The sequence below is a fragment of the Clostridium sp. AM33-3 genome (genome assembly GCF_003480315.1).
Classification (GTDB): domain Bacteria; phylum Bacillota; class Clostridia; order Lachnospirales; family Lachnospiraceae; genus Brotaphodocola.
The window spans coordinates 54114-74089 of record NZ_QUIV01000007.1 but is presented as its reverse complement, the minus strand read 5'-3'; the positions used below and the strand labels follow the sequence as shown (position 1 = coordinate 74089).

20 protein-coding genes and 1 riboswitch are annotated in these 19976 nt (G+C 48.2%); of the genes, 4 read left to right on the top strand and 16 right to left on the bottom strand.

Annotation, left to right across the window (positions count from 1 at the left end; all coding sequences use genetic code 11):
• Positions 1-346: 346 nt before the first annotated feature.
• Together DW819_RS05895 and DW819_RS05890 are read right to left on the bottom strand one after the other, a co-directional pair.
• The gene (locus DW819_RS05895) at positions 347-772 is read right to left on the bottom strand and encodes a flavodoxin (protein WP_118732486.1); all 426 of its coding nucleotides are present in this window, start codon (positions 770-772) and stop codon (positions 347-349) included.
• A 38-nt stretch (positions 773-810) separates the two neighbouring features.
• Positions 811-1401, bottom strand: a complete 591-nt coding sequence (locus DW819_RS05890) for a DUF3793 family protein (protein WP_118732485.1) — start codon at positions 1399-1401, stop codon at positions 811-813.
• 244 nt (positions 1402-1645) lie between these two features.
• Here DW819_RS05890 and DW819_RS05885 point away from each other — a divergent pair, with 244 nt between their 5' ends.
• Positions 1646-2479, top strand: coding sequence for a MerR family transcriptional regulator (locus DW819_RS05885; protein ID WP_118732484.1), 834 nt, complete (start codon positions 1646-1648; stop codon positions 2477-2479).
• 85 nt (positions 2480-2564) lie between these two features.
• Here DW819_RS05885 and DW819_RS05880 read toward each other — a convergent pair whose 3' ends face one another.
• On the bottom strand, positions 2565-3989 hold the full coding sequence (locus DW819_RS05880) for a cell wall-binding protein (protein WP_118732483.1): 1425 nt from the start codon (positions 3987-3989) through the stop codon (positions 2565-2567).
• Between the two features lie 191 nt (positions 3990-4180).
• Between DW819_RS05880 and DW819_RS05875 the strand changes: the two genes are divergently transcribed.
• A complete protein-coding gene (locus DW819_RS05875) occupies positions 4181-4606 on the top strand; it encodes a DUF5684 domain-containing protein (RefSeq protein ID WP_118732482.1) in 426 nt (141 codons plus the stop codon).
• Between the two features lie 70 nt (positions 4607-4676).
• On the opposite strand, the gene DW819_RS05870 is transcribed toward DW819_RS05875, so the two are convergent.
• The 4 genes from DW819_RS05870 to DW819_RS05855 form a co-directional block, all read right to left on the bottom strand.
• Entirely contained in the window at positions 4677-5708 is a 1032-nt protein-coding gene (locus DW819_RS05870) for a sugar kinase (protein WP_118732481.1), read from the bottom strand.
• A 43-nt stretch (positions 5709-5751) separates the two neighbouring features.
• A complete protein-coding gene (locus DW819_RS05865; protein WP_118732480.1) occupies positions 5752-6405 on the bottom strand; it encodes a bifunctional 2-keto-4-hydroxyglutarate aldolase/2-keto-3-deoxy-6-phosphogluconate aldolase in 654 nt (217 codons plus the stop codon).
• A gap of 31 nt (positions 6406-6436) precedes the next feature.
• Positions 6437-7222 (bottom strand): IclR family transcriptional regulator, encoded by a 786-nt coding sequence (locus DW819_RS05860; protein WP_347560171.1) that lies wholly within the window; start codon positions 7220-7222, stop codon positions 6437-6439.
• 126 nt (positions 7223-7348) lie between these two features.
• Complete coding sequence (locus tag DW819_RS05855; protein ID WP_118732479.1) at positions 7349-8287, bottom strand: 3-hydroxyacyl-CoA dehydrogenase family protein; 939 nt, start codon at positions 8285-8287, stop codon at positions 7349-7351.
• A 349-nt stretch (positions 8288-8636) separates the two neighbouring features.
• Here DW819_RS05855 and DW819_RS05850 point away from each other — a divergent pair, with 349 nt between their 5' ends.
• On the top strand, positions 8637-9530 hold the full coding sequence (locus tag DW819_RS05850) for an aldose 1-epimerase family protein (RefSeq protein WP_118732478.1): 894 nt from the start codon (positions 8637-8639) through the stop codon (positions 9528-9530).
• Positions 9531-9688: 158 nt separating this feature from the next.
• Here the strand turns inward: DW819_RS05850 and DW819_RS05845 are convergent, their stop codons facing one another.
• A complete protein-coding gene (locus DW819_RS05845) occupies positions 9689-10051 on the bottom strand; it encodes a VOC family protein (RefSeq protein ID WP_118732477.1) in 363 nt (120 codons plus the stop codon).
• Positions 10052-10352: 301 nt separating this feature from the next.
• Between DW819_RS05845 and DW819_RS05840 the strand changes: the two genes are divergently transcribed.
• A complete protein-coding gene (locus DW819_RS05840) occupies positions 10353-10880 on the top strand; it encodes a CarD family transcriptional regulator (protein WP_118732476.1) in 528 nt (175 codons plus the stop codon).
• Between the two features lie 593 nt (positions 10881-11473).
• Here DW819_RS05840 and DW819_RS05835 read toward each other — a convergent pair.
• From DW819_RS05835 to DW819_RS05795, 8 genes are all read right to left on the bottom strand, one after another.
• On the bottom strand, positions 11474-12766 hold the full coding sequence (locus DW819_RS05835; protein WP_118732475.1) for an adenylosuccinate synthase: 1293 nt from the start codon (positions 12764-12766) through the stop codon (positions 11474-11476).
• 222 nt (positions 12767-12988) lie between these two features.
• Entirely contained in the window at positions 12989-14419 is a 1431-nt protein-coding gene (gene purB / locus DW819_RS05830; RefSeq protein WP_118732474.1) for an adenylosuccinate lyase, read from the bottom strand.
• A 30-nt stretch (positions 14420-14449) separates the two neighbouring features.
• Positions 14450-15889 (bottom strand): amidophosphoribosyltransferase, encoded by a 1440-nt coding sequence (gene purF, locus DW819_RS05825; RefSeq protein ID WP_118732473.1) that lies wholly within the window; start codon positions 15887-15889, stop codon positions 14450-14452.
• Positions 15890-16035: 146 nt separating this feature from the next.
• Positions 16036-16305, bottom strand: a complete 270-nt coding sequence (locus DW819_RS05820) for a hypothetical protein (protein WP_147353160.1) — start codon at positions 16303-16305, stop codon at positions 16036-16038.
• A 228-nt stretch (positions 16306-16533) separates the two neighbouring features.
• Positions 16534-17289 carry a 4-hydroxy-tetrahydrodipicolinate reductase gene (dapB, locus tag DW819_RS05810; protein ID WP_118732470.1) on the bottom strand — a complete coding sequence of 252 codons (756 nt, stop codon included), beginning with the start codon at positions 17287-17289 and terminating at the stop codon, positions 16534-16536.
• A 32-nt stretch (positions 17290-17321) separates the two neighbouring features.
• Complete coding sequence (dapA, locus tag DW819_RS05805) at positions 17322-18206, bottom strand: 4-hydroxy-tetrahydrodipicolinate synthase (RefSeq protein ID WP_118732469.1); 885 nt, start codon at positions 18204-18206, stop codon at positions 17322-17324.
• Positions 18207-18293: 87 nt separating this feature from the next.
• Positions 18294-18468, bottom strand: a riboswitch (Lysine riboswitch).
• A 51-nt stretch (positions 18469-18519) separates the two neighbouring features.
• Positions 18520-19008, bottom strand: coding sequence for a cob(I)yrinic acid a,c-diamide adenosyltransferase (locus DW819_RS05800; protein WP_118732554.1), 489 nt, complete (start codon positions 19006-19008; stop codon positions 18520-18522).
• Between the two features lie 134 nt (positions 19009-19142).
• The gene (locus DW819_RS05795) at positions 19143-19787 is read right to left on the bottom strand and encodes a single-stranded DNA-binding protein (protein WP_118732468.1); all 645 of its coding nucleotides are present in this window, start codon (positions 19785-19787) and stop codon (positions 19143-19145) included.
• Positions 19788-19976: the final 189 nt, after the last annotated feature.

Here is a 19976-nt window from a genome sequence, read left to right as displayed (position 1 = left end):
CTCCAGGTATGGGCTAATCAAGCAATCCAAAGAGGCTCTGCCGGCACGTAACTGCTGCCTTGGTCAGTATCCTTACGGTTGCACGGTTTTAATTATCGTAACGGAGCCAATAAGGTAGAAGTTCCGGAAACCGCGTACAGAATAAGCAGAAACATTGGAATTTGCTTTGTGAGCGAGCATAGCGTCAGATCGGAGACCCTTGTTTGAGCACGCAGCGCGTGCGAGTTTGGGTCGCGGGTCTGACAATAGGCGGCGCAGTGAACAAAGCGCAAAATTCCACCGTTTCTGCGTTTCTGTACGCGGTTTCCGGAACTTCGGACCTTTTAGTGGTTCCGTCTCAATATTTTTATTTTGCCAGAGCTGCACCCAATGCCTTGCATGCTGCTACTGCATCATCATCCGGAGTCAGGTTTGCGATCACACCCTCACCGTTTACTACGGTTGCGCCTGCCTCGGTCATGCGGTCTGCCCATTTGCGCATCCACTCGCCATCGCCCCAGTCATAGGAACCAAAGAGGCCAACGGTCTTACCTGCGCAGATTCCCTCCACTGCAGTTACGAAATCATCCATCTCTGCATCCAGCTCCTCATCGCCCATAGCGGAAGCGCCCAGTGCAAAGCTCTCTGCATCCTTTAACATAGAAACATCTGCTGTGGATACCTCCATCACATTTGCTTTTCCGCCTGCCTCTTCTACACCTGCGCCTACAGCCTCAGCCATAGCCTGTGTGTTTCCGGTGCTGCTCCAGTAAATTACGTTTACTTCTTTCATGTTCGTGTTCTCCTTTCTATTTCCGGGTTATTTCTGCCTCACGATACTGCCACATGGGACAATGTCCGTCCGCACATAATTTCTTTTAAGGCCTGCTCCTTTACCCGATCATAAAGATCAAAAATTCTCTCTGCTTCTTTGGGATTCTGGTATACTTTCCAGTAACGGGAAGTCAGGCTGTTTTCCCCACGGTTGTCAATAAATCCCTGTACATCACCCACCGGATATCCGAGCAGAACACCCAGCTCATGAGGAAACTCTTTTGAAATTCCGGCATAAAGCCGGTATCTTCTTCTCAGACGCACCAGAACCGATGCCACTTCAAAACTCTCATAGCCACAGCCGCGTAAAAATTCGCGCACTTCCCGGTTTTTCAAATGCCGTTCCAGCTGCTCATAGCGGTAAAGGAATAACACTTCCTTTTCAGCATCTGCATAAAGCGGAATGCAGATAATTCTGCTCTTCTTTAAATATGCCCGAATCTTGCGCCATCCGCCCGGTTTCATGGTGATCAGGTTGGAAATCTTCACCCCTTTTAATACCGGTGCGCACTGTGTCACAACACGGAAACCAAATTTTTCTTCCGGTGTACAATTGTTAAGAAAATGAAGCATGGTCTCTGCTGACATACGCCGTCCCTCCTGTGGAATCCCTTCAGGTTACCCATTGCTAACCCGATGCATCTATGTTAGCATATGCTAACCAATAAGTCAATCAGATCACTTGAAAGAAATTCTCAATAATATTCTATTGAGAAAATTTTGCTGTCCGGAGCTCATTTTTTGAGATATATTTACTCATTATTACATTTTCATTACATTCGTTGATTTTCTGCAAATCTCCTGTTACCATGTTCCACAGAGGTAATCAAGCATGAATAAAAGCAAATATCTCATCGGAGATGTGGCAAATCTTATGGGCATAAGCCGGGATACACTCCGCCACTACGAAAAACGAGGTCTGCTCACCGCAAGAAAAGCCGCCAACGGCTACCGCTACTATACAGAAGCTGATATTTCCAGATTCATCAGCATCCTTTATCAGCGAAAAATGGATATCGGACTGGATGACATTGCCACACTGTGGGACGAGCACGGCTCCGTGGATTCCCCGAAACGACTGAGCGACATCATCCGGCAGCGCCTGAATGAAGAGGAAGAAGCCATTCGAAATCATAAACGTACCATTGCACGCCTGAGGATGAGCCAGAAGGACTGTGAAAATATTCAGAAGTATACCGGAAAGATCATGCAATGTACCATGCCGCCTTCCTACATCATTGATCCGGCAGTGGACTTTCATGATGGAATTGAGCAATGGTTTCAGTATACCAGGGAACATGCAGGCCTGGATAACTTGTACCTGTTTGATGAATACCAGATCCATGCAGAAACGAAATCTGCGTCCCTGACCCTGGACTATCAGAATTCCCAGCTGCTTCTGCATGAGGATATGGCAGAATATACCGATTATCCAATCACAGCAGATATTCCGATCACAGATTCCAAAACCCGCTATCTGTCAACCTTCTGTGCTTCCCAGGAGCGTGTTCCATCACTTTCGACTGTGCAGTTTTTGATGACCTATGCCAGACAAAACCACCTGCCGGTCTGCCCACAGCTGTTTTCAACCTTTGTCCTGCAGGGGATCCGCGATCAGAAGCAGTGCTATTATCTGCAGTTATTTCTTCCTTTATCCAGTCATTAAAAAGGACGTGCCGATTTGCGGCTCGTCCTTTCTATTATGCAGAGAGTTTTCTTTCATTATGTGATGGTTGCTGCAATATTCTCAGTTATTTTTCGCTTTTCTTCTCCATTCCTTCGTAGGTAACAATGCCCTTGCTGTCAGTGCAGTAATAACGATCATCGGCATCTTTCGCATTCTTCTTATTTTTCTGGATCTTACCGGAAGTGTTGACCAGGTATGTCTCACCATCCCACTCCACTTTCTTCAGCTTCTCATCCTTATCAGCTTCCAGGCGTTTGCCCTTCTCATAGATCACGCCATCCTCAATGCCATGATAGCCCTGTCCGCGCTCATCACCGCTCTTGCGGAAGTTGTAGGTGTAACGCTCACCATCAATATCAAGAGTCGTCGTTCCGGTCTTCATAGCGCCTGCCTTGGAGTTTCCTCCAAAGTAATAAACCTCCTCGATATCGCCATCCTCAGGCAGATCATTCTCGCTCTCGATTTCTGTGTAGGACAGAATATCCTTATCCGATACTTCCAGCTTGTAAAGACCTTCCAGCATCTTGCCGTATTCATCAAATGCATAGTAATAACCATTGATCTTCTTAATACGGCTCTTTACTACATCTCCATCCTTCTCCGCATAATACCAGCGCTCGTCACCGTCAGAGTATCCTTCCGGATCCGTCTCCTCGCCCGGCACAGTCTTGAACCAGCCAACAGACATCCAGCTGTCCTGGATCGGACTGTAGAAGCTCGGAGTTGCAACAGAAGCATTGCTGGAGGTTGCATACCAGCTGAAGCGTGCATTTCCGTATTCCTCAAAGTAATACTTGCGTCCGTTGATGGTCTTTTTCGTATCTGCCGCTTTCTTGCCGTTGGCATTGAAATAGAACCAGTACCAATCCTGGAACTCATCGTTCGTCTGATCATCATCCACCGCGTCCAGACGTTCCCACTGATGGCTTCTCATGGCACCATCGTCCGGTCCTCCCAGATAATACACGCCGGTCTGCCATGCGTCATCGCCGGTCTGACGCTCACCCTGTTCATCGATCCAGCCGTAGAGCATCTTTCCTTCCTCATCAAACGCATACTTTTTCGTTGCACCGTCTGCACGGACAATGGTCTTAAAATTCACTCTTCCGGAATCCTTCGCTTTGTAAGCTTTTCCGTCAGCACCGAAATAATACCATACGGTATCAGAATCGTCATCATCCTGCGGATCATTGTTTTCCAGTTCTCTCCACTGGTTCCGCACCATGGCACCACGCTCATTGACATAATAGTAATTGTCATTGTCCTCCACCAACTGGCTAACTGCCATCTCTCCGTCCTCGTCCAGCCAGAACCAGTCATTGCCGGATTTTTTCCAGGCTGAAGTTACCTCATCTCCGTTCCGGTCATAATAGTGCCAGATTTCATCCTCCTGTAACCAGCCGGTGGCTGCAAAAGCCATCATGGAACTTCCAAGCGTCAGCGCTGCTGCTGCACAAGGGATCAGCATTGTTTTTGTATGTTTTTTCATCTTCATTTCTCCTTTCACTCGTCGTTGTTTCTGACAATACTGACTCTACACCCTGGAACAGTTCCAGGGTCAAGTGAAGTAAGAAAACCGTAATAATCCGTAATTATTCAGAAAAAATCTTTCTATTGTTGACTATTTTTCTGCTGTAACTTATACTGACCGTATACTAAAGAGAAAGGACGGTATCTCATATGGCTTATACAGGTTTACTCCTCGCAAGTCTTGGAAGCATTCTCATCCTCGTCATTGGATGGTATATCCTTCAGGTTGTTGCATACTGGCAGATCTTCGAAAAGGCCGGTGAGCCGGGATGGAAAGCCATCATACCATGTTATAACACGTATACCCAGTACAAATTTACCTGGAACGCTAACATTTACTGGTTTGTATTATTCGGAACCGTGATCGGCGGTATGCTGAAGTCTTTTGATGGGATTTTCTCTGTTCTCGGCTCTGCCATTTTACTGGCTGTCACCATCATCAACATTGTCGCTCTGAACAAGCTGGCCAGGGCTTTCGGCCACGGCACAGGCTTTACCATCGGACTGTTCTTTTTAAATCCGATCTTCAAGCTGATCCTTGGCTTTGGCAGTGATCAATACATCGGCCCGCAGTAATCCGCACCAATCCATAACGCAAAAATGCCATCCGCACGTGTCTGACACGCAGCGAATGGCATTTTTAAGATTACCGCTGTACTCTGCCGGAGCTGTCTCCACCGGCCAGCTTTTCCACCTCAGACCGGGTCACCAGATTAAAATCACCCGGAATGGTGTGCTTCAGGGCTGCAGCCGCAGTTCCAAATTCCAGAGCCGCCTTCATATCCCTTCCATCCAGCAGACTGCAGATGAGTCCGGAGGTAAAGGCATCACCGCCACCCACACGGTCCACGATCGGCGCGATGGTGTATTTTCTGGAATGATAAAATTCCTTTGTCTTTCCATCCATGATGCAGGCAGACCAGCCATTATTGGATGCGCTGTGGCTCTCACGCAGAGAACTTGCAATATAGCGGAATCCAAAACGGTCCGCCATCTGTCCGAAAATATTCATGTAGCCGGACAGTTCCAGGTTGCCGGACATGATATCACTGCCCTCCGGCTTAAATCCAAGCACCTTCTCTGCGTCCTCCTCATTGCCGATGCAGACATCTACATACTGCATAAGGTTGGTCATGATCTCGCGGGCCTTTTCCTGAGACCAGAGCTTTTTGCGGAAATTTAAATCCACAGACACGGTAAGGCCATGTGCTTTCGCTGCCTTTAATGCCTCTTCCGTCAGCCTGGCCGCGCTGTCTGACAGTGCCGGCGTGATGCCGGTAAAATGAAACCAGTCCGCATCCGCAAAGATCGCATCAAAATCAAACAGCTCTGCCTGCGCACAGGCAATGGAAGATCCGGCACGGTCGTACACGATATTGGACGGACGCACAGATGATCCAGGCTCCAGATAATAGATGCCGAGGCGGTCACCGCTGCGGGAAATAAATGTTGTTCCTACATTGTATTTGCGAAGAGCTGCGACCGCGCAGTCACCGATCGGATTGTCCGGAATTGCGGACACAAATTCCGTGTTGTATCCATAATTGGCCAGCGATACTGCTACATTGGCCTCGCTGCCGCCGTAATTGATATCAAATTCATCTGCCTGTATAAATTTTTCATTGCCCGGGGTCGATAATCTGAGCATAATCTCCCCCATGGTCACAATTTTTGCCATATTGTTATCCTCCATCTTCCGTCAATACTCCAAAATACCTGCTTTATTTGCTGCGGGCTATCTTCACCGCTGCTGTAAACTCCTTCGCTTTGGCTGTCACTGCCGCATAATCTCCAGACTTCGCTCCCTTTGTCAGGCTGCTTCCGGTTCCAACGGCATAGGCTCCGGCCTTGATCCACTTGTCCACGTTATCTACATCCACACCGCCGGACGGCATAAATTCTCCCTGCGGAAGCGGCCCTTTAAACGTGCTGATAGCCGCCGGTCCCAGGATATTGCCCGGAAAGAGTTTGATCACATCGCAGCCTGCTTCCAGCGCAGCAATGGCTTCCGTCGGGGTCATAACACCCGGCAGCATCGGTATCCGGTAACGGTTGCAAAGTTTAATGGTGTCCAGATTCAGTCCCGGGCTCACCACATAGTTCGCTCCGGCCAAAATAACCTGTCTTGCGGTCTCTGGATCCAGCACCGTTCCCGCACCGATCACAATACGGTCATCGTTCCGGTATTTTTCTGCCATGGCAGAGATAAATTCTACCGGATTTCCCTCATCCATAGTCATGGTGATTTCAATAAAATGAATGCCCCCCGCAATGACCGCCTCAACAATTTTCTCTCCCTGTTCCGGGTTTTTCGCGCGAATCACTGCAATGAGACATTCTTCTCTCATTCTGGATAAAACCTGTTCTTTTCGCATGTCACTCTTCTCCTTCTCCTGAACGATTTTGTTACCGGATATACCCCAGCATTTCCGAAAGCTGCCTTGCTTTATTTAATACAACCTGCCCCAATTCTTCATAGTTGACGACATCCCGGTACAACGTTGAAACACTGACTGCTCCCACCAGTCCTCCATCTGCCCCAAATACCGGTGCTCCCACGCATTCTGCATGCTCCTCCATCTCACGGGCATCCAGCGCAAAGCCCTGCTCCCGCACCTGTTCAAGTTCCTGCATAAGCCGGTCCGGATCCGTGATCGTGTGCTCCGTCCGCTTCACAAACGTCATACGTTTCAAAAGCGGCTGCAGAATCTCCGGCTCACTGTAGGCCAGAATAGCCTTTCCAAGTGATGTGCAGTACATGGGAATTCGGCTTCCCACCGTGGCAGTCGTGATAATGGGATTTTCCGGTTCAAACTTGCAGATATAAACCACCTCAATATCGGATCTCACTCCGAAAAATACAGTCTTCCCGATCTCATGGGCAAACTTCTTCAGCTCCGGCTCCATGATATTCATGATATTTAAGTTGTTGGTGTAATTAATGCCGATGCGATATGCCGTGAGCCCGATGGTATACCGCTTCTTCTGCCCCCAGTTGATCTGGACCATGCCAAGTGCCTCCAGTGTGGTAACAATATCATAGGCACTGGTCTTTGGAAGCTCCAGGCGGTCACAAAGCTCATCAAGTGATACTCCCTCCGGTTTCTGGGAGATCAGCTCCAGAATCTCTATGGTCCTCTGGGTTGTACGATTTAATTTCATACGTCTGTCCACACCTTTCTGCCGCTTCATAGTCTGCCTTTTTGTGCGGAAAGTTCCGCAGTTTCATCTTGCATATAGCATCATTTTACTGAATATACAAAAATTAGTCAAGGTATTGACAGAATTGTCACATGGTTTGCCTTTTAAATTGTGTTTCTATTTGCTTCCATATAAAGCCTGATACACCTTCAAAAACTTCTCATCCCTCTCCTTTGTTGCTTCTTTTGCCCGTCCGTCGCTGTAATCGTAAAAGCCCTTTTCACTCTTGACACCGTACTCGCCTGCATCAAAATGTGCCTGCATCAACTCCGGCACTTCTTTGGAATCGCACAAGTCTTTCATCAGATAGCTGCTGATGTGGGTGAAGGTGTCCAGACCACCAAAATCTGCTACTTCCAACGGTCCAAGACAGGCGTAGCGGAATCCAAGTCCATATTTCATGACATCATCAATACCTTCCGCGCTCACGACCCCCTGCGCTACCAGATCCAGCGCCTCCCGGAGTATTGCGAACTGAAGCCTGTTTGCGGCAAATCCCGGAATATCCCGGTTTACCAGAACTGGCTTTTTCCCGATTTTCAGACTTAAATCATAAACCGTCTGCGCTACATCTTCTCTTGTCTTTTCTCCTTTGATGATTTCAATGAGTGGCACCAGATGTGGTGGATTAAACCAGTGCATCCCGATAAAACGCTCCGGCCACTTCACCGACCGGGAAAGAAGATTGATGGACATTCCCGAGGTATTTGTGGTGATCACCGCAGTATTACTGATTACTTCAGAGAGTTTTTTATAAAAATCATCCTTAATCTCCAGGTTTTCAGAGAGATTCTCTGCCACAAAATCACAGGTTTTGAAGCATTCCATAGAAGTGGTATAAGACAATGCACCAAGCAGACTGCCTGCCTTTTCTTTCGTCAGATTGCCTGTTTCCACAAGTGTTGCCACATTGCTTTCGATCCGCTCCTTCGCCAGCTCCAGCGTCTCCTGCCTGTGGTTGTACAAAACCACATCGTCAAAATACTCTGCATAAATCTGTGCCATGGAAGACCCCATGGTTCCTGCCCCGGCTATCACAATTTTCTGAATTATCATCCGCTGTCTCCTCCCTTTCTCTAATCACACCCTGGAGTCTGAATCTGTATTTTCCCCGGCTTATTTCAGCTTCTATTCTCTGATTTTTGCTCCTGCGAATATATCGATTCTATCATTGCACATAGGAAATAGCAAGTTAGCGGTTATCCTTTTCTTTTTTCCGTGATCCGCTATAATAGAACTATCGTAACTGTTCAGTAGGTCTGCGCATTTACTGCGCTGACCGTAAGAAAACATAGGCGGGTAGGCAAAAATCCCATTACCGCAGGCAATTTTTCATGGATTTTTGCTCGTGACTGTGAAGGTACTGAACAGTCACGAATTATCATGATACAGGGGGAAACTTACTATGATCGTAACCTTAAAAAGCCACACAATGACAGCCCTGATTGATTCCATCGGGGCACAACTTATTTCTCTGAAAAGCGGATCCGGCACAGAATATATCTGGCAGCGGGATCCGGCGCACTGGAAAAGCTGCTCTCCGCTCCTGTTTCCAACCGTGGGAAACTGCCGTGACGGCAAATATACGCTAAATGGCAAGATCTACACCATTCCCAAACACGGCTTCTGCCGGAACGCAGACTTTACTGTATCTGTTTTGTCCGAGCAGGAGGCTTCCTTCACCCTCACCGACTCCCCGGAAACCCGGGCCAGCTATCCGTTTGCATTTCAGCTAAAACTGACTTATACGCTGACCGGAGACGGCCTTCAGCTTCACTACACCGTAACCAATCCAGATACTAAGCCCATGTACTACCAGCTTGGTGCCCATCCCGGCTTCAACTGTCCTCTGCAGTCCGGGGAACGATTCGAAGATTACGTTCTGGAATTTGAACAGGAAGAAACCGCCGGATATCACTCCTATGACTTAAACCGCATGGAATTCAACATGAACTCCTGTACCCCGATCCTGGATCACGCAGCCGTCATCCCGCTGACCCACGAACTTTTCGCGAATGATGCCATTTTCTTTACGGATCTGCGTTCCAAAAAAGTGACACTGAAAAATCCAGCCACCGGATACGGCGTGGAAGTCTCCTACCCGGATTTTGCCACCGTTGCCTTCTGGACCGCAGCCGCCACCAAAGCACCGTTCTTATGTGTAGAACCCTGGAATGGATCGGCCATCCGCTCCGATGAAGACGATAACTTTTTGAACCGGCATTTTCTTCAGAAGTTGGAAGGCGAGGCAAGCAAGGAGTATCGGATTGAGATTAAAAAAATATCACAACAGCTATAATACAAAAAAGAATGTGCCTTGGCGCTTCCTCGCGGAGCGTTTTATATGATAGGACGCGATTTCCTATCAAGAAAAAATAGACTACGGAATATAAATAAGCAACCCATACTCCGTAGTCTACCTTTCATATAAGCCAGTTCCACATGACTTCTTCCCACCTACATCGGTGTTCCCACCTCGATCAGATTCCCATCCAGATCGTAAAATCTGACCACTTTCTGCCCCCAGCTGTGCGTCATAAGGCGGTTCACATACTGAACAGACGGATACAACCGATCTAACTTTTCCACAAAACCTTCCAGATCCGGTTCCTCAAAATAAAGCTCACAGGAATTACTCTTCTCTATAATCTCTTTACCGAGAAATCGTTTCCATATAACCTTCTGCTGCAATACCAGCCCTTCTGTCAAAATCACATTCCCATCCTGATCCAGGATCACATCCAAATGGAAGAGGTCGTGATAAAACTTCTTTGATTTTTCGATGTCTTCCACAACTATCAGTATATTTTTCAGTTTCATGATTCTCCTGCTATTTTTCAATCATATTTCGAACTGCATTGAGTTTTTGCACTTTTCAATACTAAAATCAGATTTTCCCGGATCTCTTCATTTGGAACAAACCCTTAGTTCTCATATAAACCAATACATATATTTTAATTTTATCATTGCCTCCTGGAAATAGCAAGCTCCACCGTCATTTTGCCCACAACATGCTTTGTGAATTTCATACAATTCTACCTTTGAAATTTTGTTAATTTTTATGCTAAAATATGAATAGTTGCTAAAAACTGTTTTTCCATTTAAAGGAGGCCGATCACACATGAACTACCAGACCGGACAATCTGTCATTTACCGCAATAAAGGTGTCTACACCATTGAATCTATTGGAAAGGTCGCATTTTTACCCGATAGTGAAAAAATTTATTACACGCTGCGCCCGGTTTTCAGATCCGGCGATGAACATATCTATGTGCCGACTGATAAAGAAGACGCGCTGCGTCATTCCCTTTCCGCCCAGGAAGCAGGCGAATATCTGAAAAAACTGAACCAGATGAAAGCCCGCCCCTGTCATTCCACCAAAACAGCACTTATCATTGCGCATTATCAGGAACTGCTCTCTTCCTCCAAGATAGAACATCACCTGCAGCTGTTAAAAGAAATTCACGAAAAAGAACTTCGCCTGATCCGTTCCGGAAAAAGACTTGGTACCACAGACAAGGATTTCCTGAGCAAAGTCGGGCGCCTGCTCTGCGAGGAATTTGCCGCAGCCCTGCAGGAATCACCGGAAAGCGCGCGAAAACAGCTAGCAGAAGCACTCGGTACACAAAACAATTCCGTTCAGATATAAAAATTGCTTCATAAAACCAAATAAGGTTCGAAGTTCCGGGGCGGTCATACAGAACCGCAGACACTGAGTGGAATTTTGTACTTCGTGCGCTCCGCCGCCTATTGCCAGACCTGCGACCCAAACTCGTGCGCTTTGCACACTCAGACAAGGGTCTCCGGTCTGGCGCTATGCTCGCGCACAAAGAAAATTCCAATGTGTCTACTTGTTCTGCATGACCGCCCCGAAACTTCTGCTGTACTGGCTATTCTACAATAATAAACATAGCCAGAACGTTGCTGACGAAAGCCTGTAAATCTGGCTTTTATCTGATAGTAGCGTTCTGGCTGTGTTTTATTTTTGTGGAAGAGTTAATATGGGCTGCAGTTACTTTTTTGTAGCGGAGCCAATACAGCAGGAAGTGAATGAGACCGCTTTCCGGGATTTTCAGCATATCAGGTGTTTGCATCTTGAACACACGTGTACGAATGCAGCGGATGTAGTCCGATGCAGGCGAACGCGTGTTGTGAGAGCAAGCAAACAACGATATGTGAAAATCCCGGAAAGCGGTCTCTTTCTCTTCCGAACTTTTATTCGTTCCGTCCTATAATTGCAATTTACAGTCTTACGATCATTGCCTCACGGCCGGCACCGGTTCCGATAAACTTAACCGGGGTCTTGGTATACTCTTCGATGAAGTTGATATATGCCTTTGCGTTCTCCGGGAGATCCTCGAAGGTCTTGCAGCCGGACAGGTCACCGAAGTTTCCGTCGAACTCTTTGTATACCGGCTTGCAGCTCTGCAGGAACTTTAAGTTGGTTGAGAAGTCCTCGGTCTGCACGCCGTTGCAATCGTATGCTACGCAGACTTTGATCTTGTCAAATTTGCCGATGGTGTCTAAGTGGTTTACGGAAATTCCGGTCAGGCCATTCAGACGCTTTGCGTATTTCAAGGTTACGAGATCCAGCCAGCCGCAGCGTCTCGGTCTGCCGCTTACAGTACCGTACTCATGACCAAGATCACGGATGCGGTCGCCGGTCTCATCTAACAGCTCGGTTACGAACGGGCCCTCGCCGACACGGCTGGAATAAGCTTTAATAATACCGTATACATTACCGATATCAGATGCGCTTAAACCGGTACCGGTGATGATTCCGCCGATGGTCGGGTTAGAAGAGGTTACATACGGGTAGGAACCAAAGTCGATATCAAGCAGGGTTGCCTGAGCACCTTCTACAATGACTCTCTTATCCTCCTCCAGTGCCTTGTGCAGATAGGTTACGGTATCGCACACATACGGCTTTAACTGCTCTGCGTACTCACAGTAGGTCTTGTATACATCCTCAAAGTTCAGTTTTTCGTCGATGGTGGTGTCTTCCGGATCGTAGAACTTTAAGAGTGCTTTTCTGGACTCGACCAGCTCCTCGAGATGGCTCTTGAAATTATCTGCATACAGATCCTCGACTCTTAAGCCAGCACGCTCGTACTTATCACAGTAGGTAGGTCCGATACCTCTGCAGGTGGTGCCGATCTTGGATGCCTTTCTTGCTTTCTCTAATGCGCGGTCCAGCATCGGATGGTACGGCAGGATCACATGGGTCTTATCACTGATTTTTAAATGGTTGTCAATATCATAGCCGTGTGCCTTTAAGTTTTCAATTTCTCCCAACAGCACCTGCGGATTCATAACAACTCCGTTGCCGATTACGCCAATGGTATGACCGGACAGGATTCCGGACGGAATCAGACGCATTGCATATTTTACTCCGTTAGCCTCGATCGTATGACCTGCGTTATCACCGCCGGTTGCGCGGACAGCGATATCTGCATTCGCTGCAAGATAATCGATCACTTTACCCTTACCTTCGTCGCCATAAAAACATCCAATAACTACATCTACCTTTGACATAATCAGTCTCCTTCGTTATAACTGCTGCCGTAACTGTTCCTTACTTTTCCAGTTACCTGCTATCTTCAAATTCAGGCAGAGCCTTCTGCTCTGCAAACATTAACAGTATATAAGATTCCTGCACTAAAATCAATACGCAAACACAAAAAGGCAGACAGATTTTCTAATCTGCCCACCTCTTGTTATTAATGAAACTTATTGGTATTTATCAGTGCAGCGCCCTTAAACATTTATTTCAGCTGTCATGCCGAGATCTTCTTTATTTGATTCCAGGATCGGATTCACTACTTCGGTCAGGAACTCGTCTACCTGCTTCGGTGCGCGGCCCACATAGCGGGACGGCTCCATACATGCCTTCAGCTCATCCAGAGAAAGTCCGAATGCCGGATCTGCGGCAATGAGCTCTAACAGATTATTGTCCAGCCCCTTCTCCTTCACGTTTCTGCCTGCCTCCATGGAAAGCTGGCGGATACGCTCATGCAGCTCCTGACGGTCACCGCCGGCCTTTACCGCATCCATCATGATGTTCTCGGTTGCCATGAACGGCAGCTCTGCCATGAAATGCTTCTCGATAACCTTCGGATATACAACCAGGCCATCTACAACATTTAAGTACAGATCCAGGATACCGTCGATTGCCAGGAAGCCCTCCGGAATGCTCAGACGCTTATTTGCGGAGTCATCCAGAGTACGCTCAAACCACTGAGTGGAAGCCACCATCATCGGGTTCATCACGTCACTCATCACATAATTGGAAAGAGATGCAATACGCTCGCTGCGCATTGGGTTTCTCTTGTAGGCCATGGCGGAGGAACCGATCTGATTTTTCTCAAACGGCTCTTCCACTTCCTTTAAGTGCTGCAGCAGACGGATATCGTTGCTGAACTTGTGAGCACTCTGGGCAATACCTGCCAGAATATTTAACACACGGGTATCTACCTTGCGGGAGTAGGTCTGTCCGGATACCGGATAGCATGCAGAAAAGCCCATCTTCTCTGCGATCATCTGGTCTGCCTTGCGGCATTTCTCATGGTCGCCCTCAAACAGCTCTAAAAAGCTTGCCTGAGTACCGGTAGTTCCCTTGGAACCAAGCAGCTTCATGCTAGAAAGCACATGATCCAGATCCTCAAGATCCAGACAGAGCTCGTTTAACCACAGGGTTGCACGTTTGCCGACTGTCGTCGGCTGAGCCGGCTGGAAATGAGTGAACGCCAGGGTCGGCTGGTTTTTGTATTTGTCAGCAAATTTTGCCAGCTCTGCCATCACGTTGATGAGTTTTTTGCGGACCAGTCTCAAGCCTTCGGTCATGATGATCAGATCGGTGTTATCACCAACATAGCAGGAGGTTGCTCCCAGATGGATGATGCCCTTTGCCTTCGGGCACTGCTGTCCATAGGCATATACGTGGGACATGACATCATGGCGCACCAGACGCTCGCGCTCCTTTGCTACTTCATAGTTGATCTCCTCAGCATGCTCCTTTAACTCGTCAATCTGCTCCTGGGTGATCGGCAGTCCAAGCTCCTTCTCGGTCTCTGCCAGTGCGATCCACAGTTTTCTCCAGGTTTTGAATTTCTTGTCCGGGGAGAAGATATACTGCATCTCCCTGCTTGCATAGCGCTCAGACAACGGGCTTTGGTATCTGTCGTTCATAGAGAACCCTCCAATTTCGTGATTAATGATTTATTTGGTGTATTCGCCGCGGATGTCTTCCTGCGGCGGGTCTAACGGATAATCTCCGCTAAAACATGCAGTACAGATCGGAAGTCCCTCGGACAGCTCTGAAAGGCGCTCCATCTTTAAATAAGATAAGGAATCTGCCCCGATGATCTGGCGGATTTCCTCTATGGTGCGTCCGCTGGCGATCAGCTGATCTTCCGATGGAATATCTGTTCCGAAATAACACGGATGCAGAAACGGCGGTGCGCTGACCTTCACATGAACCTCCTTTGCCCCGGCATCCCGCAGCATCTTCACAATGAGATGACTGGTGGTACCACGGACAATGGAGTCATCGATCATGATGACGCGTTTTCCTGCCACTGCTTCCTTTAACACATTCAGTTTAACTTTTACCGCAGACACACGGCTGCTCTGCTTCGGCTTGATGAAGGTACGCCCCACATAAGAGTTTTTCACAAATGCAGTTCCGTACGGAATGCCGGACTCCATAGAATAGCCCAGGGCTGCTGCATTGCCGGATTCCGGCACACCAACCACGATGTCGGCATCCACTGGGGAATCAATTGCCAGGCAACGGCCTGCATGAAGGCGGGAATGGTAAACACTCACACCGTCAAACACACTGTCCGGTCTTGCGAAATAAATATATTCGAACACACATCTGGCCTGCTTCTTTGCATCCGGCAGACACATACTCTTATCGGATCTGATGCCATCCTTTGTAATGGTAACAATCTCACCCGGCTCTACATCACGAACAAACTCCGCATCGATAGTAGCCAGAGCGCAGCTCTCGGATACCAGAATGTAGGCATTCTCTTTTTTACCGATACAGAGAGGCTTAAAGCCAAACGGATCTCTGGCACCGATCATTTTACGCGGGCTCATGATGACCAGGGAGTAAGCGCCCTTGATCTTTTTCATGGCATTGGCTACTGCTTCCTCAACGGAGGATGTGCGCACACGCTCACGCGCGATATGGTACGCAATCACTTCTGAGTCAATGGTAGTCTGGAAAATAGCGCCGTTGTATTCCAGCTCTCTTCTCAATTCCGGCGCATTGACCAGGTTTCCGTTGTGGGCCAGCGCCAGGGTACCTTTTACATAATTCAGTACCAGCGGCTGCGCGTTCTCACGGGTACTGCTTCCGGCAGTGGAGTAACGCACATGTCCCACACCAATGTTTCCGTGTAACCCCTCTAAGATGTCCGGTGTGAACACCTCATTACAAAGCCCCATCCCCTTATACGCATCTACCTTCCCCTTCGGTCCCTCTGTGTCACTGACCGCAATTCCGCAGCTCTCCTGCCCCCGGTGCTGCAATGCAAACAGTCCGTAATAAATCTCGGATGCCACATCATTGCCGTCAAAATCGTACATTCCGAATACGCCACACTCCTCGTGCAGCTCATCTGGATTCAGCAAGCGTTTTTCTTCCATCGGCTTTTGTATTCCTCTCTGTGCATTTATAAGTGTTATAAATAAAAGAAGTTAATTTCAGAAGAAATTATAATACATGGGCATTTGAATTGCAATACATTTTTTTATTCTGTATTTTGTGCACAGGCAACAGGCCTGATGCGGTCTCATGGCTTCTGTATTACATCCTTCCGGTGATAAAACTGAACCTCCAGGGCTTTCCAATCCAGCCGGATACCATAAATATCCTGGTTTTTTGCAGCCTCATCCTTACCGGCAGCGCCGGATTCTCCGGTTTTCCCGGCATCGGCAACATCCTGTCTGTCCGCGACAGTCTTTGGGATCAGCTCCACCTCACAGAACTCTTCCCGGCGCATCAGGTTTAATTCCGGCCGATTCCTGTTCCAGAACATTCCTGCGCCAGTTAGAAGCTCCAAACAAAGCATTACTGCCAGACATGTCCGGAAACGCCGGATTTTCCGCACCCGCTGATACTTCCGCGCCAAACGCCGAATGCATATTTTTCTCCAACGGCTGCACGCTCGATTCCATTTTCTGATCAAAATTCCTCCTATGGAAAAGCGAAGGACACCGCCTTACGCTTAACCTAAGGCGGTGTCTTCCTGTTTGTTGCTCCACGGCATACTTGCCTTTTTGCCGGCTGCTCAGCCGATCACATCCTGCATATCATACATTCCAGGCTCTTTTCCTGCCAGAAACAGCGCAGCCTGCAGTGCTCCTTTTCCGAAGATAGCCTTGGAGTAAGCAGTATGACTGAAGGTGATTACCTCATCGGTTCCTGCAAAGATCACATCGTGGTCACCCACAATGGTGCCGCCGCGCACGGCAGAAATGCCGATTTCGTTCTCGTCACGGCGTACACGCTCTGTGCTTCTGTCATATTTGTAATGATAACGTTCATCCATAGCCTCGTTGATAGAATCAGCCAGGGCCAGTGCAGTGCCACTCGGCGCATCCAGCTTCTTGTTATGATGCTTCTCCACAATCTCGATGTCAAAGCCGGCATTTGCCAAAACCTTTGCTGCGTCCTGCACCAGCTTCATGAGGGTGTTGATACCCAGGGACATATTGGCAGAACGCAGAATTGCGGTCTTTTTACTGGTTTCCTTCACTTTCTCAATCTGCTCCGGAGAAAGTCCGGTGGTGCACAGCACTAACGGCATCTTATGCGCGCCGCAGTAGTCTAACAAATGATCCACTGCCTTTGCGGATGCAAAATCTACGATCACATCTGCCTCTGCATTGCATTCCTCTAAAGAAGCAAATACCGGATAGTCACTTAATACAACCGGATTTACATCAATTCCCGCTACAATCTCAATACCGTCCATCTCTTTGGCAAGGCCGGTGATGGTGCGTCCCATGGCGCCATTGCAGCCATGCATAATCATTTTAACCATTTGAATCAGTCCTCCCGTGCAATTTTTATTCTTTACAGAATTCCGTACTCCTGCATTGCTTTTTTCAGGCGTTCCTGATTCTGCGGCTCCATCTCAGTCAGCGGAAGTCTGAGCGGGCCGGCTTCCCTTCCCATCATGTTCAGCGCTGCTTTTACCGGAATCGGGTTAACCTCGCAGAACAGAGCATTGATTAACGGGATAGCGTCCAGCTGCATCTGACAGCTCTTCTGGATATCGCCCTTGAAGAAATTCTCACAGATTTCGTGAGTCTGTCTCGGTGCTACGTTGGACAGAACGGAAATAACGCCCTTTCCGCCCATAGCCAGCAGCGGAACGATCTGGTCATCGTTGCCGGAGTAGAGGTCTACGCAGCCGTTTGCCAGATGCATGATCTCAGCGATTGCGGAGAAGCTGCCACTTGCCTCCTTTACACCGACAATGTTCGGAACCTCACGGCAGAGCTTTACGATGGTTTCCGGCTTCATGGTGAGACCGGTACGGGTCGGAACATGGTATAACAGACACGGAATACCTACCGACTCTGCGATAGCGGTATAATGTGCGATCAGGCCATTCTGGGTTGCCTTGTTGTAGTACGGAGTTACCAGCAGCAATCCGTCTGCTCCGGCCTTCTCAGCCTCTTTTGAGAGATGGATGGCTTCTCTTGTGCAGTTAGAACCGGTACCTGCGATCACCGGGACACGCTTGTTTACTACCTTGCAGGTGAAACGGATGACATCCAGATGCTCCTCATGGCTCATGGTAGCAGACTCACCGGTAGTGCCGCATGCAATGATCGCGTCGGTACCGCCTGCGATCTGCTCCTCTAACAGTGCCTCAAGTTTCTCATAATTTACCTCTCCAGATTCTGTAAACGGGGTTACCAGTGCAACGCCTGCGCCCTCAAAAATAGCCATGATTTTTTCCTCCTTATGTGTTTGTAACGGCGTAAAAAAGGGACTGACAAATTTCAGTCAGCCCCTTAAAGTCGCTATGTGCTTTCTGCTTTAAGTAGCTCTCCATCCGGTCGGATGACAGTTACAGGATTGTTCACCCTGTACCCAGATAAATGACGTCCAGTCCGTCCTGTATCTTCGGCGCCCACCCTTTCAGGAATCATCTTCTGCTTCTGGTGCATCAGATCCTTTACTCATGCTTCGCGCAACCTCTACTTGCCTGTTTATGTATAATACTAGCATCAACCTATTTAATTGTCAAGTTTACTGCGTCTTATTTGCAGCAATCCACTGTCTCAACTTTATCTGCAATGCGGCTGAGACCTTCCGGCAGTACCTTGCCGGTCACAATGACCTGAACCTGGTCACGGCAGCTTAAGATACCCGACATTTCTTCTTCCGTCACAATATTCTGGTCCACCAGGCCAAGGGCCTCATCAAGCACCAGAAGATCGCATTCTTCTGTGGTCAGTACCTTCTTCGCATAGTTTAAACCATTGCGGATATTGATCTCTTCGTCTTTCTTTTCCGCGTCGCTCAGCTCCGCAAAATAACGGTCTGACTTTTCAAACCGGAATACTTTGAGTTCCGGCTCCATTCGCTTTAGCACTTCCAGATTTCCAGTTTTTTCACTGCCTTTCAAAAACTGGATCACGATCACGGTTTTCTGCTCTGTGAGCGCCTGAAGCGCCCTGCCAAGGGCCATCGCTGTCTTTCCTGAGCTGTCTTCGCCGCAGATGACCTCTAGTCTTCCTGTACTCATCGCTTTTGCACCTCTGTTTTTCTTAGCATTCGGGAACTTCCTGTTCACACAGACCGCTCCGTCAGAATCATTGATCTCTCTGATACAAGCGTCCTTATCCTACCACATTCCCACGCCGTTTGCAAGTAAATCTGTTACGCAGTTTCGTTTTCCGGTTCCCCCTCCTCTAGCTTGCTGATGGAAACTTCATAGGCCACACGCTTCTCACACTCTGTCTCACTGAGCTTTTTTGTGTATTCCCGGCTCTGGACACGGCCCCAGACCCGCACCCGGGTTCCAACCTCAAAGCCGGATGCAAACCGGGCATTTCTGCCCCAGGCAATACACGGAATGTAATCAGATTTGCCGTAGGGACGGTTTACGGCCAGCAAAAGATCCGCGATCTCACGGCCAAGCGGCGTTTTCCGGTACACCGGCGCTTTACAGATATAACCATCCAGAAAGATCTGGTTTGTCTTGGTGTAATCCGTAAACTTCTCCATGAAATGGATCTCGCGGACAAACACAGACAACACCAGACGGTTCTTGATGCCCTCATGGCGGTTATAGGAACGGAACTGGCCAATGGCCTCCACCGTGCAGCCAATGTAATCTTCCTTTACATCTAAAAGCCGCTCGGAAATCATCAGCGGAATGATGTCAGCCTGCTCACTCAGACGGTTCACCGCCACATTCACCAGATAAAAGCCTTCTCCGAACACTTCATGACTGAAGGTAAATCCGGAAATGATTTCCCCGATCACACTGACTTTATTGTTTTCAATCACTTTTTCTGACATAGTATTTTCTCTCCTCTTCCCATTTCATTTAGCTTTCAGCTATTATCATATTTATGGGAAAATGAGAAAATTTATTCAGTGATTCGCTCGACAAATGGCGGCAAAACGCGCACAGTAAAAAGAATGTGCCAAGGCACATTCTCGCGCCGAGGCGCGGGTGCTTCGGCAACCATCTGCCTTTGCGCCGAG

Bases quoted from the DNA above. Each gene is read 5' to 3' on its own strand.
- DW819_RS05895 (WP_118732486.1), bottom strand. From the start codon at position 772: ATGAAAGAAGTAAACGTAATTTACTGGAGCAGCACCGGAAACACACAG.
- DW819_RS05890 (WP_118732485.1), bottom strand. From the start codon at position 1,401: ATGTCAGCAGAGACCATGCTTCATTTTCTTAACAATTGTACACCGGAA.
- DW819_RS05885 (WP_118732484.1), top strand. From the start codon at position 1,646: ATGAATAAAAGCAAATATCTCATCGGAGATGTGGCAAATCTTATGGGC.
- DW819_RS05880 (WP_118732483.1), bottom strand. From the start codon at position 3,989: ATGAAAAAACATACAAAAACAATGCTGATCCCTTGTGCAGCAGCAGCG.
- DW819_RS05875 (WP_118732482.1), top strand. From the start codon at position 4,181: ATGGCTTATACAGGTTTACTCCTCGCAAGTCTTGGAAGCATTCTCATC.
- DW819_RS05870 (WP_118732481.1), bottom strand. From the start codon at position 5,708: ATGGCAAAAATTGTGACCATGGGGGAGATTATGCTCAGATTATCGACC.
- DW819_RS05865 (WP_118732480.1), bottom strand. From the start codon at position 6,405: ATGCGAAAAGAACAGGTTTTATCCAGAATGAGAGAAGAATGTCTCATT.
- DW819_RS05860 (WP_347560171.1), bottom strand. From the start codon at position 7,222: ATGAAGCGGCAGAAAGGTGTGGACAGACGTATGAAATTAAATCGTACA.
- DW819_RS05855 (WP_118732479.1), bottom strand. From the start codon at position 8,287: ATGATAATTCAGAAAATTGTGATAGCCGGGGCAGGAACCATGGGGTCT.
- DW819_RS05850 (WP_118732478.1), top strand. From the start codon at position 8,637: ATGATCGTAACCTTAAAAAGCCACACAATGACAGCCCTGATTGATTCC.
- DW819_RS05845 (WP_118732477.1), bottom strand. From the start codon at position 10,051: ATGAAACTGAAAAATATACTGATAGTTGTGGAAGACATCGAAAAATCA.
- DW819_RS05840 (WP_118732476.1), top strand. From the start codon at position 10,353: ATGAACTACCAGACCGGACAATCTGTCATTTACCGCAATAAAGGTGTC.
- DW819_RS05835 (WP_118732475.1), bottom strand. From the start codon at position 12,766: ATGTCAAAGGTAGATGTAGTTATTGGATGTTTTTATGGCGACGAAGGT.
- purB (WP_118732474.1), bottom strand. From the start codon at position 14,419: ATGAACGACAGATACCAAAGCCCGTTGTCTGAGCGCTATGCAAGCAGG.
- purF (WP_118732473.1), bottom strand. From the start codon at position 15,889: ATGGAAGAAAAACGCTTGCTGAATCCAGATGAGCTGCACGAGGAGTGT.
- dapB (WP_118732470.1), bottom strand. From the start codon at position 17,289: ATGGTTAAAATGATTATGCATGGCTGCAATGGCGCCATGGGACGCACC.
- dapA (WP_118732469.1), bottom strand. From the start codon at position 18,206: ATGGCTATTTTTGAGGGCGCAGGCGTTGCACTGGTAACCCCGTTTACA.
- DW819_RS05800 (WP_118732554.1), bottom strand. From the start codon at position 19,008: ATGAGTACAGGAAGACTAGAGGTCATCTGCGGCGAAGACAGCTCAGGA.
- DW819_RS05795 (WP_118732468.1), bottom strand. From the start codon at position 19,787: ATGTCAGAAAAAGTGATTGAAAACAATAAAGTCAGTGTGATCGGGGAA.